Source organism: Gammaproteobacteria bacterium, from assembly GCA_034522055.1.
GTDB lineage: Bacteria > Pseudomonadota > Gammaproteobacteria > JAABTG01 > JAABTG01 > JAABTG01.
This window is the reverse complement of record JAXHLS010000002.1, coordinates 1663875-1678433: the sequence shown is the minus strand read 5'-3', so window position 1 is coordinate 1678433 and position 14559 is coordinate 1663875. Positions and strand designations below refer to the sequence as shown.

The window sequence follows — 14559 nt, the reverse complement described above, 5'->3', positions numbered from 1 at the left end:
GGCCTGAGGCGAATGCGCCACCCTTCCCTTCTTTCTCTGCTGGGCCTGCTGCTGTGGCTGGCCGTGGCGGGCCAAGGCGCCCATGGCGCTGCCGCCATCGCCAGCGCCCGTCCCGAGGCCACCCGCGCCGGTCACGAGATCCTGGCGGCGGGCGGCAACGCCTTCGATGCCGCGGTGGCGGTGGCCGCCACCCTGGCGGTGGTGGAGCCCTACAGCTCCGGCCTGGGAGGTGGCGGCTTCTTCCTGTTGCATCGCCAGGACGACGGCCACCAGGTGATGGTGGACGGCCGCGAGACCGCTCCCGCTGCCGCCCATCCCAAGCTGTATCTGGACGGCGACGGCGAGGTGGTGCCCGGTGCCTCCGTGGACGGCCCCCTGGCGGCGGGGATCCCCGGCCTGCCGGCGGCCCTGGTCCACCTCTCCGAATCCTACGGCCGGCTGCCCCTGGCGCAGGCCCTGGAGCCGGCGGTGAGGTGGGCGGAACAGGGCTTCGAAGTGAGCCCTCACTATCGCGCCATGGCCTCCTTCAGAAAGGGTGTTCTGAACGAGTACCCGGCCAGCGCGGCCATCTTCCTGGATGACGGCCGGGTGCCGGAAGTGGGCACCCTGATCCGCCAGCCGGACCTCGCCGCCACCCTGCGTCGCCTCGGAGCCGGGGGCCGTGAGGGCTTCTACCAGGGCGAGGTGGCCGCCGCCCTGGTGGACGCCGTGCGGGACCACGGGGGGATCTGGTCGGGGGCGGATCTCGCTGCGTACCAGGTACGGGAACGGGCCCCCGTGGTGAGCCGGCTGGGTGACATTCGCGTGGTGTCGGCGGCACCGCCCTCCTCCGGCGGCGTGGCCCTGGCCACCATGCTGCATATCCTCGAAGATCTCCCCCGCGGCGGCCCGGGCGAGGCCGAGACCATCCACTACCTGGTGGAGGCCATGCGATTCGCCTATCGCGACCGCGCCGTGCATCTGGGGGATCCGGACTACACCGCGGTCCCCGTGGCCCGCCTCACCAGCCCCGCCTACGCCCGCCGCCTCGCCCGCCGCATCCGGCCCGGGGAGCGGGCCCCTATTCCCGTCCCCGATTTCCCGGCTGCGCCCGAGGGTGCCGACACCACCCACTTCTCCATCATGGACGCCACGGGCAACCGGGTGGCCGCCACCCTGAGCATCAACTATCCCTTCGGTGCCGGCTTCGTGGTCGCGGGCACCGGGGTGTTGTTGAACGACGAGATGGACGACTTCGTGGCCAAGCCCGGGGTGCCCAACGTATACGGCCTGGTGGGCGGGCAGGCCAACGCCGTGGAGCCGGGCAAGCGGCCCCTGTCCAGCATGAGCCCGACCTTCGTGGAGGGGCCGCACCGCATCGGCGTGCTGGGCACCCCGGGGGGCAGTCGCATCATCACCATGGTGTTGCTGGGGATCCTGGATTTCGGCCGCGGCAACGGCCCCGACAGCTGGGTGTCGCGGCCCCGTTTCCACCACCAGTTCCTGCCGGACGTGGTGCAGTTCGAGCCGGGGGCCATCGGCCCGACCGAGCAGCTGGAACTGGAGGCCCGGGGCCACCGGCTGCAGGCCCTGGCAGAGACCTACGGCAATATGCAGGCGGTGATGTGGGAGCGCCGCAGCGGCCGTTACTCCGCCGCCTCGGATCCCCGGGGCGAGGGGCTGGCGGAGGTGCGCTGATGGGGCGGCGGAAAAAGCGTTTAACCACGAAAGACGCGAAATACTCAAAATGAGAAGAGGCCGGGGGCCGCAACAGGGCCAGAGATTGGATGCCAGCCCGGATGCCCGTGCGGGCGTTTTTAAAGAACATACAGCTTTTTTAAACTACGAAATACGCGAAAGGCGCGAAAGGGGAGACGCAGGGGGCCGCACCGCCGCCGGGGAACAACTGCCAGCCCGGATGGTCGCGCGGCGTGTAACGAAGGACAGCTTTCTGGAACCACGAAAGACGCGAAAGGTGCGAAAGGGTGAGCGCTGGGGGCCGCATTGGCGGCGGTGACTGGACGCTACCCAGGATGCCCGCTCGGGCACGGAAAGAACACAGGACGGCGTCGGGCAGAATACGTAAGCGGTTGGATTAGACCACGGTCATCGGCAGTCCGTGTCTTTCCGGCCACGAAGAAAACCACCAACGTCGAGGCCCTCACCCCCACGCCGGAAGACGGCTGCGGACCTTTATATACATTTCGCGCCTTTCGCGTCTTTCGCGGTTAATGCTTTCCATAACATATGGCTTTTTTCGAACCACGAACGCTGAGTCCCTCGCGCCGACGTCGGAAGATGGCTGGACGCCCCCTGTATCCATTTCGCTTTTTTCGCGTATTTCGTGGTTAAACGCTTTTTGCGGTTCTCAATCACCACCCGCGGACTGCTCCAGGCGGGCGGCCACCAGGGCGGCGTTGATCCGTTCCCGATCCACTACCGTGGGCAGCAGCCGGTGATAGCCGTGGAGCCGGCGCGGATGTCGGGCCGCCAGGCCCTCCAGGTGCCGGCGCAGATCCATGGCCAGGGGCAGGGTGAGCAGGGCCGGGGCCAGGCGGCGGATGTAGGCGTCCATGCGCCGCTGCTGGGTTTCCTGCGGCCAGCTCTCGCGTACCAGCAGGGGCGGGAACGCCGCCGCCGGCAGGTGGCGGGCCTCCAGGCCGCCGGACTCCCCGAGCACGCCGAGGCCTTCGCCGCCGTCCGCGGAGCGCCAGAACCACTGGGCCCGTCGTGCCATGCCGCCGGCCCGGGCCATCACCTGCTCTTCCAGGCCCGGGGCGTCGTCTTCCCCGGGATAGCCTGTCGGTGCCGCCGCCAACCCGCCGCCGGCGGCGTGGCCGAGGGCGCGCCAGATCAGCTGGGTGCGCGGCACGGGGGGTGGCGCATCGTCGCCCGTCTGGCTGCGCAGCAGGGCCAGGGGCAGGGCATCGGCGGCGTCCAGCAGCCATAATTCCAGATTATCCGCGAGTTTGAAGGGCAGGGCCGGCGCGCCCGCCAGCGCCTCTAGCAGCGGGGTGAGGGCCGGATGGTCCGATTGGTCCCCCAGGATGGCGTTCAGGGGCGCCCGCTCCAGGCCGTCCCGCCGGGACCACATGCCGTAGGCGAAGTAACGGCGTTCGGCGGCGGCGGGGCCGAGTTCGCCCCAGGGCCCCGACAGGCGCACGGGCCTGCGGGACAGCAACTCCAACTTCCAGTTCACGCCGTCGGCGCTGTAGGCACGGCCCTCCTCCATCTGCACCACCTGCAGGGTCCCCCGGAAGGGGGCGAGGCGGCGCAGGGCATGATAATCGGCCGCCATGGTCTCAGGGGCGCTCGGCCGGGTTGCCGATGGCCCCATGGTTGCCGGCGCCGCGGCTCGGGTTGTAGACCAGCCGCACGTTCTGCGCCACCTTGCCCTCCTCCTTCTGGCTGCTTTCCTGGAGATAGAACTCGAGGATGGCCTCCCGGCTCATGAGATCCTCCACGTTGACATCGTCCGCCACCTCGTTGGTATGGCAGAACACGCTCTCGAAGGGCGAGTCCGGGTCCCGGGGATCCGTCACCCACAGGTTGCCGTCGATGCGCTTGAGGTAGTTCAGAAAGCCGTAGCCCTTGTCCGGGAACCAGCGGCTGCAGATGCCGCGCACGCAGGAGCCGACCTCTCCCCAGGCGTTGCGGGGCTCGTAGGCGATGGGCAGGAGATCGGGGATTAGATAGCCGGAGTAGAAGCCATCCACCTGGCGCTGCAGGGCCCGGGAAACATTGCGGAAGGCCAGCAGCTCCACCCGGCAACCGCGGTTCTGGAGGGCCGTCACCAACTGCAGGAAGTCGCCGTCGCCGGTCACCAGCAGCACCAGGTCCAGGTTCTCGGCCTGGAGCATGGCGTCCACCGCCAGGTCCAGGTCTGCGTTGGCCTTGGTGGTGACGTTGCCCTCGTCGTCGGTATAGCGCTTGACGTACTTGACGGTGATCTTCCAACCAAAGTCCCGCACCATCTGCTGATAGGCGTAGGCCTTGCGGGCGTATTCGTGGTCCTCCTGGGCACGCTCGCCGTCGAAGGCGATGTAGGTGTTGAGCCTGAGCAGGGTGCCGCCGTCCCGGGAGGCGAAGCGCCGCAGGTTGTCGTAGCGCAGGGCATAGCCGCCGTTGATGCGGATGTTCTCGGCGTCCACGAAGACGCCGACCTTCAATGACGCTGTCAAGAAAAGCTCCTGTTTCGAATCGGTTGTGGGTGGAAGGGAAGATATCTCTCACGGAGGCACTGAGGCACGGAGATCACTGGGGATGAATGCATACGGGGGGCGAGCGGCGGGACTGTCTGCATCCGGAATCCCCTCGTGTGCGGCTGATGGCCTTTTCAAATGCTCAATGTTTCCGCGCCTCTGTGAGAGCAGCATTTTCTCAAATCGCGTCGGGCTACGGCCGGGCGGTATTCCCGGACCAAGGTTATCACTAGCGCTGGCAGCGCGGGCAGTAGTAGCTGGAGCGCTGGCCCAGGATGACCCGGCGGATGGGGCCGTCGCAGCCGGGGCAGGGCTCGCCCTCGCGGCCGTAGACCAAGAGCCGCTGGCGGAAGTAGCCGGGCCGGCCGCTGCCGTCCACGAAGTCCCGCAGGGTGGTGCCCCCGGCCGCGATGGCGTCGGTGAGCACTTCTCGTAAGGCGCGGGCGAGGCCCTGATAACGCACCAGGGAGATGCGGGCCGCCGCGCGGCCGGGGTGGATGCCGGCGCGGAACAGGGCCTCGCTGGCGTAGATGTTGCCCACCCCGGCCACCACCGTGCCGTCCAGCAGCAGGGACTTCACCGCCACCCCCCGGCCGCGGGCCGCGAGGTACAGGTGGTGGCCGTCGAAACCTGCCGCCAGGGGCTCCGGGCCCAGGCGTGCGAGCAGGCGATGGGTCAGGGGATCCCCGCTGGTCCAGGTGACGATGCCGAAGCGCCGGGGATCGTGGAGGCGCAGGAGGGGCCCGCCGCCGAAGACGATGTCCACATGGTCGTGGCGTTCCGGCAGGGGGACGGCGCCCCCCAGCACCCGCAGGCTGCCGGACATGCCGAGGTGGATGATGATGGTGCCCAGGGGCATTCTCAGCAGCAGGTATTTGCCCCGGCGCTCCACCCCTGCCACCGGCTGCCCCACGGCGTCCCGCGCCAGCTCCGGGGGCACGGCCTCCCGCAGGCGCGGCTGGCGCACCGTCACCGCCGAGACGTGCCGTCCCGTGATGTGGGGCGCGATGCCGCGGCGCGTGGTTTCCACCTCGGGGAGTTCGGGCATGGGGTTTCTCCGAATATAGATACACTACCACCGCCCGTTCCTTCGGCACGGATGTAGGTCGGGATTCATCCCGACATTAACGCCCGCCGTGCACACCACAGGTCGGACCGGAACCACCCGCAACTCGTAACTCGTAGGTTGGGGTGAGGAACGAACCCCAACATGACCATGGATTCGCCTCGCAATCGTCGGGGTTCGCAAGCTCACCCCAACTACACACGCCCGCGCGGGCATCCGGGCTGGTATCTGATCTGCGGCTCTGGTGCGGCCCCCGCGTCTTCTCATTTTGTGTATTTCGCGTCTTTCGTGGTTCCAGAAAGCTGTCCTTCCGCGGTTCCTCAGGGATGACGGGCGTTGCGGGCGGCCTCGAGGGCGGCCTCCACCTCCGGGTAGTCTTCGGCGATCTGCAGCACGTCGCGGCGGCCGAGGCGCACAAGGGAGCAGGGACGCGACGCGGTGACCGTCGCCGTGCGCACACTGTCCCCGAGGAGCGCCGTCTCGCCAAAGAATTCGCCCGCACCCAGTTCGGCGATGACGTGGTTCTGGCCGTCATCGCCCCGGTGGGATACCGCCACTCGGCCCCGGGCCACCACGTAAAGGGCGTCGCCATGGGCCCCCTCGGCGATGATGGTGTCCCCCACCAGGAAGCTGACAGTGGTGGCCCGGGCGGCGACCTGGTCCAGGGCCCGGGTGGGGAGCCGCCCGAGCAGCGGCACGCCGGCCAGCAGATCGCGGGTCTCGAGCTCCGCCACCGGGTTGGCGAGGGGCGCCACCTCGGTCGCCGCTTGGGCGAGGCGCTGCTCCAGAACCTTGAAGGGCTTGGGGCTGATGCTGCCGTGGTGGCGCTCCGATTCCAGCAGGTTGCCGGCCTGGGCCAGGGCGGCGCGCAGGGCAAAGGTACCCTCGAAGGCCTCGAAGAAAGTGGGGTAGTCCCGCCGGATGTCGGCCACCCGGGCCCGGAATACGACCATGCGTTCCTCGTAGTGTTCCACCAGTTCGGCACGATAGGATGGGGGTAGCTCGCCGTCCCCGCGCACGTAGGCGAGGGCCGCCTCGGCCATGAGGATGCGGGCCATGTCCTTGAGCAGATGCTGGGCGGTGCGTCTGCCCTGGAGGCGGCTCAGCAGCGGTGCCGCCCAGTCGTGTTCCCGCAGCCAGCGCACCAGGGTGTCCTCGAGGCGTAGGAAGGGGTTGGCGCGACGGGTGCCGGTTTGTCCCTCGTCGCGGTGAGTCCCCTCACCGGCCACCGCGTCCTGCTTGCGCCGCAGCTCGCCCCGCAGGTCCAGGAAGGTGTACTGGGGGATAATGCCCCCTTTGAACAGGCCCTCCAGGGCCTCCAGCTCCACTCGCAGGGTCTGCTTGCGGTAACGCCGGAGCTGGTGGGCCGCGGTGACCGGCGTCGCCACCGTCAGGGCCGCGTCCACCACCGAGGCGGCCTGGCACCCGCCCTGGGGGCTCAGCAGTCCGGAGGCGGAGAGGCGATCCAGGGTGGCGGTGGCGTGATGCTTCACCAGCCCCACGGCGCGCTTGAGTTCCGCCCCCTCGTCGGCCGACAGCCGGTGCAGCCCCAGGGCCTTGATGAGGGGCCTGATGGTGGGGGCGTTCACCAGCAGGGTGAACAACACCACTCCGAGGGTGAGGTCGAGGATCAGCTGGCGCCCCGCCAGGTCTTCGGGGATGGAGAGGGCGATGGCCAGGGCCAGGCCGCCCTTGAGACCGCCCCACCACATGATGTGGCGCTCACCCATGGTGATATTGGGCAGGCCGAATACGCGGGTGGCGAAGGGCACCAGGGAGTAGACTATGCTGGCCCGGGCGGCCAGCACCAGCAGCACGGCGATGAGGATGCCGTCGAACTGGCGGGCGATGCTGAGGTAATCCGCCGCCATGCCCACCAGCAGGAACAGCAGGGTGTTGGCGGCCAGGGCCAGGAACTCCCAGATCTCCCCCAGGGCCGTTACCGTCTCCCGGGGCAGTCGCGGCACCGCGAAGGCGCCGAGGGTGACGGCGCCGGTGGCCACCGCCATCACCCCCGACAGGTGCAGGGTGTGCTCCGCCACCACGAAACCGGCATAGGCCATCACCACCGACAGGACCATGACCCCCGCGGCCCCCACTTGGAGCCGGCTCATGAGTTGGCCGCACAGCAGGCCCGCGGCGATGCCCACCAGGGCACCCCCCAGGAACACCTTGAGGAACTCCATCACCGCGCCCCCCACGGCGGTGAATTCGAAGGACCCCAACAGGGCCATGCCCAGGAGGATCTTGAACACAACGATGGCGGTGGCGTCGTTGAGAAGGGACTCCCCCTCCACCAGCACCGTGAGGCGCTCCGGCGTGCCCAACTCCTTGAACAGCGCCACCACCGCCACCGGATCCGTGGCCGAGATGAGGGCGCCGAAGACGAAGGCGGTGGCCGGCTCGATGGGCAGCAACAGCCACAGCCCGCTGCCGATGGCCAGGGTGGAGAACAGCAGGGCCGGCACCGCCAGGGTCAGCACCGGTCCCATGTCCCGGATGAGCTGGCGGGCGTTGAGGTTGAGGCCCGACTCGAAGATGAGGGCGGGCAGGAAGATGAACAGCACCAGCTCGGGGGTGATGTGTACCTCGTTCATCACCTCCAGCGGGGACCACAGGTGCCCCAGGTTGCCCAGCACGGCTCCCAGCAACACCAGCAGCACGGTGTAGGGTATGGGGAGGTTGCGGGTCAGGCCCGCCACCACCATGCCGGCCCCCAGCAGGAGCATGATGACCAGGACGGTTTCGGACAAGGGCATGGGCGCGCGGGCGAGGGGTCAGGGCCTGGGATGATTATGCATCCATCCGTCACCCCAGAGGAGCGCCCGTGGGCATCCGGGCTGGCATCCGATCTCCAGCCCCATTGCGGCCCTCGGAGTTCTCTCTTTCGGGCCTTTCGCGTCTTTCGGGTTGAAAAGCTGGTTCTCAACGCGCACAAAGAGCCACCATCGTTAAGCGTTAACGAGGAGATCCGCTTCGCCGCCAAGTGCATCAAGACCTGGTGCGCGAAGGGGGACGATTGGGACGACGTGGCGGTACTGTCTGCGACGAAGGACCATGGACGCCAGCCGCGAGCGCCGGTCCGCGGTCCCGTAGGATATATAAGCAGAACTGAAGTTGATCTGAATTTGGTTGCTAATTACTCTTCATCATTGATGTTTCGCATACAGGCGTTATGTCATCCATCCACGTGGACTGGTTGGAAATAGCCATTGATTTTGGAGGAGTCCTACATGTCAAGAAACACCCTGATCGCGTTACCACTCGCTCTGGCCTTCGTTGCCAGCGCCAGCGCCGATTCGTACCCACCGCCTGAAGAGATATTGCAGGAACTCATCGATAAGACCGGTTCTGCCTATCTGTCCCAGAGTGATCAGAACCTGATGATGATGCCCGACAACCCCGCCTACTTCGTGGCCGAGGATGGGGAAGACCTGTTTCACGAGGCCCGCGGTCCCAAGAATGTCTCTCTGGAGGGCTGCGATTTCGGCAAAGGCCCGGGGGTGGTCGAAGGGGCTTATGTCGAGATGCCGCGGTATTTCGAGGACACCGGCAAGGTCATGGATCTCGAGACCCGCCTGGTGCATTGCATGAAGACCTTGCAGGGCTTCGCGGACGACGACCCGGCGGTCAAGAAACGCCACGGTTCCGGTTCCGACATGATGAAGCTCCAGACCTATATCGCCAGCAAGTCCAACGGCCGGCCCTGGAACCCGCCCATGGATCACCCCATGGAGAAGGCCCTGCGGGATGCCGGCGAGGTGATGTTCTATCGCCGTGCGGGGTCCCTGGATTTCAGCTGCAACACCTGCCACGGAGCCACCGGCAAGCGCATCCGCGCCTCGGTGCTGCCGAACATCAATGAACCGGAGGAGTGGACCAAGGCCGTCTCCTGGCCGGCCTACCGTGCCGGTCACCAGCAGGTGCGCAGCAGTCAGCACCGGCTGCGGGGTTGCTACTGGCAGATGCGCCAGGGGCTCGTCGTGCCGGGATCGGACGCCTCGATTGCGATGATCTCATACTGGACCGACGCGGCGCGCGGCCAGCCCGCCATCCTGCCCGACCTCAAGCGCTGATAACGGACGCCAAAGGAGAATTCGATTATGAATCACTACAAACAAAAGGCGGCCGGTGCTGCCGTCCTCATATCCCTGCTGATCGGTGGCTGTGCGGTCGCCGGCGGTGGTCAGGATGATGGCTATGCGGCCATGAGTGGCGAGGAGTTGGCGGAGCATCTGATCTTCGAGGAGAGGGGCTTCAAGCTGGAACAACTCACACAGGAAGGGGGTACGGTCAAGGACCGTCTCATTCAGGATGATCTGCAGCGGGTGTGTTCTGCTGTGGACGGCAATGTGAGCAGCGAGGCCAGGTCCAAGGCCATGGCGATTGCGCAGGCGCAGATGGAATACCCGGCCGGCGGAATCAAGCTGGGTGACTGGCGTAAGGGCAACGAGTTGGCGCGCTCGGGCTATGGCTTTCGCGTCGGCCACAAGACCGACGATCACACCAGTCGTGAGCCGGGCGGCAACTGTTACGCCTGCCATGAACTCGATCCGGATGAGATAGCCTATGGCACCTTGGGTCCAAGTCTCAAAGGTTACGGCAAGCTGCGGGGCACGGGCGATGCCATGCTGAAATACACCTACGAGGTGATCTACAGCCCTCACGCGTACTTTCCCTGTACCCACATGCCGCGATTCGGCGCCAATAATTTCCTGACCAAGGAGCAGATCGGCGACATCATGGCTTACTTGATGCATCCGGATTCGCCGGTCAACAAGTAGTTCGATTCGCCCTTAAGCGGCGCCCCAGGGCCACCGGCAGCGATGCCGGTGGTTTTTTTTGGCGCCCAAAAGAAAAGGGCCGGATTTACCGGCCCCTTTCTTAACATCTTGGCGACGATGGACTCAGCGGACCGTGGTTTCCTCGCTCTCGCTTTCGCCTTTGTTGTCGGTCCAGGCCACCGTCACCTTGTCACCCTTGTCGCCCTTGAACTTGACGGACAGATAGGGATTCTTGGAAACGCCGCCGCTCAGCAAGCCTTTGACTGCGGGGGTTCCGTTACGTGAGACGGTCACTTCCTCGATGAAGTGGGCGGGAATGGTCTTGCCCGTCTTGCTGTCCTTGCGGCTGCCGGTCTCCATGGGATGGCTGATGAGGGACTTCAAGGTTACCTCTCCATCACTCGCTTTGGCGCGTATCTTGATACCTGACATGATATTTTATTCCTCGTGTTCGCTGGGTTCGGGTTCGGGGTTTCTGGGGAGCGTGGATCCGCTCAGCCGCCGCAACCGCCGATGGTCACCTTGACCTCTTTTCTGCCGGAGTAGAGCTTGCCGCCGGATTTCACCACGGCTATCACATCGGAGGACTTGCCCATCTTGATGCGGGTGGACACGTAGCCGCTGGCACTGTCGGTCAGGTCGAAGCTCGCCACCAGGGGGGACGGGTTCTTCTCGACCACCAGGCTGATGGATTCCGCCGGCAGGCTGGTTTCCACGGTGATGGGCACCACCGCACCGTTCTCGGCGATATCGGGGGCCTTGACCGTGATGTCGCCGGAGGTCTCCGTATCGGCCATCCCCAGCAGGTCATTCAGGGCCCCGGACATCTCCTTGTTCTTGAAGGCGTCCTTCGGATAGGCGAGCACGGCCTGGGGGGAAAGCAGCCCGGCACTGACCGCGACACCGACGGTGCTGCTGGCGAGGGTGCCTTTGAGAAAGGTTCTGCGTTTCATACTCATGTTTGGGAACTCCTTAGAATATAGAGTAGGGTTTTATTAGCCAGGGTGTGGGGTGCTCGGTGATATCTATCGATACGCCCATGCGTCGCCACCATGTGACGATCTCAGGGAGACATCCTGGTGTTGGGGTTGTTGCGCGTCGTGCCGGCACCGATGCTCGCGAGCCGATGCGAATCCACCCACTGGCATGGCATCACGCACCTGCGGCGAACGGTCCAGACTTTGGTTTCTCCATTGACACCTCCTTTGACGAATCGATCCGAATTCACGGGGATCCGCATCCACGGGATTCGCTTTCTTTTAGTCCGTGATTTCCGAACTTAGTTTCCGCAGTGCATTACCTGCACGGTGTATGACCGTGTCAAGCGCCGTTTAAGTTTGCGTCAGCCAGAATCCAAGGTCAAACAAATCAAGGGTTTTTCAGTAACCGGTAATATTTTAAAAAGGTTTTTTACCGATGGTTTCGGGGCCGCATCAGAGCCCTTCGGGCTGTCCCGTGGGTGGCACATAAGGGCGCCACCATTCATCTATTTCAGGGCCATCATCTGTTCGAGCTGGGCCTTCATCCGGCGCAGTCGGTCGGCGATGCGCTCTTCCTGATAGAAGTCGCCGCGGGCCCCCTTGGCGGCGAGTTCCAACTGCTGAACCCCGGCGGCCAGATCTCCCTGAAGGTAGTAGTATTCCGCCAGGGCGACCTGGCTCTCCACGGTGTTGCCCAGGGCCTCTTCGGCCTGAGCCAGCAGGTAATAGCTTTTGGCGTCACCGCGATTGCCGGTGATGTAGCGCGACAGCAGGCGGTGCGCTTCGGTGATCCTGCCCTGTTCCAGCAGCGCCTCACCGAAGCCGGGCACCAGTACCGGGTCATGGGGATAGATCTTCAGTCCCTGGCGATAGAGTTCGAGGGAACGTTCCGGGTTTCCGGCGGCCAGTTCGGTGACCGCCAGTTCGTGGCGCAAGGCGTTGTTCTCCGGCAGGCGCTCGAACAGGTCGCGGAACTCCTCGAGGGCCTCCGGGATCTGTCCACTCTCGCGCAACGCCAGGGCGAGGGCATAGCGCATGGGGTCCTTGTGACGATATTGTCCGGCCGCGATACGTTTACGCAAATCGTTGGCCAGTTGGCCCGGGGACTTGGCCTGGAAGACCTTGACCCTGGCGCGGACCAGGGCGTATTCCATGGAGTCTTCCACCTGTCTGTAGGGCAAGGTCTCGGCCCGCGAACGGCTGTCGGAGATGCGGTTGGTGGTGACCGGATGGGTACTCAGGAACTCGGGGGGACGGCCGTAGTAGCGGGTTTCCGTCTGCAAACGCTCGAAGAATACCGCCATGGCCCGGGGGTCGAAGTCGGCCCGGGCCAGGGTCTGGATGCCCACCCAATCCGCTTCCTTCTCGTGATGGCGGGTGAAATCGATCTGCAGTTGTATGGCCCCGGCCTGACTGGCCGCCAGGGCGGCGGCGCCGGCCTCGCTGTTCTGGCTGCCCAGGGCGATGGCGGCGAGCAGCGCGGCCACCGTGGGGATGGTCATGCGGTTGGCCAAATCCACGCTGCGGGCGATATGATGCTGGGTGACGTGGGCGATCTCGTGGGCCAGGACCGCCGCCAGCTCGCTCTCCGTCTCGCTGGCGTCGATGAGGCCGGTGTGGACACCGATATAGCCACCCGGTGCGGCGAAGGCGTTGATGGCCGGATCGTCCACCACGAAGAAGGTAAAGGGCTGTTCGGGGGCGTCGCTATGGCTGGCCAGGCGCTGGCCCAGGCGCTGGATGTAGCCGGCGATCTGGGGATCTTCGAGGATGACGCCGCGCTGGCGCAGTTGCTGAAGCATGGCGCGCCCGATGTTTGCGGCCCGCTGGTCGCTGAGGGCCGCCTGGTCCGAGCCGCCGATATCGGGCAGGCGAATGGCGTCGTTGCCCGTCGCCGGGAGCGACACCAACGCGACTGCCGCAGCCAAAGCGCGGGCGCGTCGCAGTATCTTTTCGGTTTTACTCATGAAGGTATATAGAAATTCCATTGCGCCGGGCCAGGGCCATGGTTACCCTTGACCATTGCGTCACGGCAATTCAGGTCCAGGCGGAACGTGCCGAGAATAACACCGACCGATATGCTTCAACCAAGTCCCTAGCCGTAAATCCAAGTAATCAACCCCGAAGGAACCGACGAACGATGCCCAAGAACGCCTTCTACGCCCAATCCGGTGGTGTGACCGCCGTCATCAATGCCAGCGCCTGCGGCGTCATCGAGACCGCCCGGCGCCATGCCGACGCCATCGGCAAGGTGTACGCCGGCCGCAACGGCATCATCGGCGCCCTGACAGAGGACCTCATCGACACCAGCGAGGAGTCGGACGAGGCCATCGCCGCCCTGCGTTATACCCCCTCGGGGGCCTTCGGGTCCTGCCGCTACAAGCTGAAGGGCCTGGAGGAGAACCGGCGGGAATACGAGCGTCTCATCGAGATGTTCAAGGCCCACGACATCGGTTACTTCTTCTACAACGGTGGCGGTGATTCCGCCGATACCTGTCATAAGGTGTCTCAGCTCTCGGAGACCATGGGCTACCCCATCCAGGCCATTCACGTACCCAAGACCGTGGACAACGACCTGCCGATTACAGACAACTGTCCCGGCTTCGGCTCCGTGGCCAAATACATCGCCGTGTCCACCCGTGAGGCCAGCTACGACGTGCGTTCCATGGCCAAGACCTCCACCCAGTTCTTCGTCCTCGAGGTGATGGGGCGCCATGCCGGGTGGATCGCCGCCGCCGGCGGGCTCGCCGCCGATGATAATAATGACATCCCGGTGGTGATTCTGTTCCCCGAGGTGGAATTCGATAAGGAACGCTTCCTGGCCAGGGTGAAGGCGGCGAAGGACAGCCACGGTTATTGCACCGTGGTGGTCTCCGAGGGCGCCCACTGGCCCGACGGCAAGTTCCTGGCCGAGCAGGGCACGCGGGACGCCTTCGGCCACGCCCAGCTCGGCGGCGCCGCGCCGGTGGTGGCCAACATGGTGAAGGAGGCTCTGGGCTACAAGTTCCACTGGGCGGTGGCCGACTATCTCCAGCGGGCCGCCCGCCACCTGGCCTCCAAGACCGACGTGGATCAGGCCTACGCCATGGGCAAGGCGGCGGTGGAGTTGGCGGTGGCGGGCGAGAACGCCGTCATGCCCACCATCGACCGCACCTCCAATGACCCTTACGCCTGGGCCGTGGGCAAGGCGCCCCTGTCCGAGGTGGCCAATGTGGAGAAGTTCATGCCCGCGGAGTTCATCAGCGACGACGGTTTCGGCATCACCGCCGCCTGTCGCCAGTATCTGGAGCCCTTGATCCAGGGCGAGGACTACCCGCCCTATGTCAACGGCATGCCGGCCTACGTGACCCTGAAGAACGTCGCCGTGGCCCGCCGTCTCGACAGTGACTTCCAGCCTTGAGGTTGACCCCGCCGTCGATGGGGCATCGGGAAGGACCACTCTCGGGGGGCGTGCCCCCCCTTTTGATTGCACCAGGCCGGTGTACCCGTGACCGGGGGCCAGGCCTGGGAACGTCTCAGGGTGCAGGTGGGTATGGCGGGGGGATACA

The 14559-nt window shown here is 65.6% G+C and carries 11 protein-coding genes; 4 read left to right on the top strand and 7 right to left on the bottom strand.

Annotated features, from left to right (window positions below; all coding sequences use genetic code 11):
* Positions 1-12: 12 nt before the first annotated feature.
* A complete protein-coding gene (gene ggt / locus U5S82_08175) occupies positions 13-1677 on the top strand; it encodes a gamma-glutamyltransferase (GenBank protein ID MDZ7751624.1) in 1665 nt (554 codons plus the stop codon).
* A 670-nt stretch (positions 1678-2347) separates the two neighbouring features.
* Here ggt and U5S82_08170 read toward each other — a convergent pair.
* From U5S82_08170 to U5S82_08155, 4 genes are all read right to left on the bottom strand, one after another.
* On the bottom strand, positions 2348-3277 hold the full coding sequence (locus U5S82_08170) for a hypothetical protein (protein ID MDZ7751623.1): 930 nt from the start codon (positions 3275-3277) through the stop codon (positions 2348-2350).
* Positions 3278-3281: 4 nt separating this feature from the next.
* Complete coding sequence (locus U5S82_08165) at positions 3282-4160, bottom strand: NYN domain-containing protein (protein ID MDZ7751622.1); 879 nt, start codon at positions 4158-4160, stop codon at positions 3282-3284.
* A 250-nt stretch (positions 4161-4410) separates the two neighbouring features.
* Positions 4411-5229, bottom strand: coding sequence for a bifunctional DNA-formamidopyrimidine glycosylase/DNA-(apurinic or apyrimidinic site) lyase (mutM, locus tag U5S82_08160; GenBank protein ID MDZ7751621.1), 819 nt, complete (start codon positions 5227-5229; stop codon positions 4411-4413).
* A 338-nt stretch (positions 5230-5567) separates the two neighbouring features.
* Entirely contained in the window at positions 5568-8006 is a 2439-nt protein-coding gene (locus U5S82_08155) for a cation:proton antiporter (protein ID MDZ7751620.1), read from the bottom strand.
* Positions 8007-8480: 474 nt separating this feature from the next.
* On the opposite strand from U5S82_08155, the gene soxA reads away from it, so the two are divergent.
* Both soxA and soxX read left to right on the top strand, forming a co-directional pair.
* The gene (gene soxA, locus U5S82_08150; GenBank protein MDZ7751619.1) at positions 8481-9323 is read left to right on the top strand and encodes a sulfur oxidation c-type cytochrome SoxA; all 843 of its coding nucleotides are present in this window, start codon (positions 8481-8483) and stop codon (positions 9321-9323) included.
* 27 nt (positions 9324-9350) lie between these two features.
* Positions 9351-10031, top strand: coding sequence for a sulfur oxidation c-type cytochrome SoxX (soxX, locus tag U5S82_08145; GenBank protein MDZ7751618.1), 681 nt, complete (start codon positions 9351-9353; stop codon positions 10029-10031).
* Between the two features lie 123 nt (positions 10032-10154).
* On the opposite strand, the gene soxZ is transcribed toward soxX, so the two are convergent.
* The 3 genes from soxZ to U5S82_08130 all read right to left on the bottom strand — a co-directional run bounded on the left by soxZ (position 10155) and on the right by U5S82_08130 (position 12978).
* Positions 10155-10463, bottom strand: coding sequence for a thiosulfate oxidation carrier complex protein SoxZ (gene soxZ / locus U5S82_08140; GenBank protein MDZ7751617.1), 309 nt, complete (start codon positions 10461-10463; stop codon positions 10155-10157).
* A gap of 62 nt (positions 10464-10525) precedes the next feature.
* Positions 10526-10990: a thiosulfate oxidation carrier protein SoxY gene (gene soxY, locus U5S82_08135; GenBank protein ID MDZ7751616.1), complete on the bottom strand. Its 465-nt coding sequence runs from the start codon at positions 10988-10990 to the stop codon at positions 10526-10528.
* 527 nt (positions 10991-11517) lie between these two features.
* Positions 11518-12978: a M48 family metalloprotease gene (locus tag U5S82_08130; protein MDZ7751615.1), complete on the bottom strand. Its 1461-nt coding sequence runs from the start codon at positions 12976-12978 to the stop codon at positions 11518-11520.
* A 173-nt stretch (positions 12979-13151) separates the two neighbouring features.
* Here U5S82_08130 and U5S82_08125 point away from each other — a divergent pair, with 173 nt between their 5' ends.
* Positions 13152-14411 (top strand): 6-phosphofructokinase, encoded by a 1260-nt coding sequence (locus U5S82_08125; GenBank protein MDZ7751614.1) that lies wholly within the window; start codon positions 13152-13154, stop codon positions 14409-14411.
* Positions 14412-14559 lie beyond the last annotated feature (148 nt).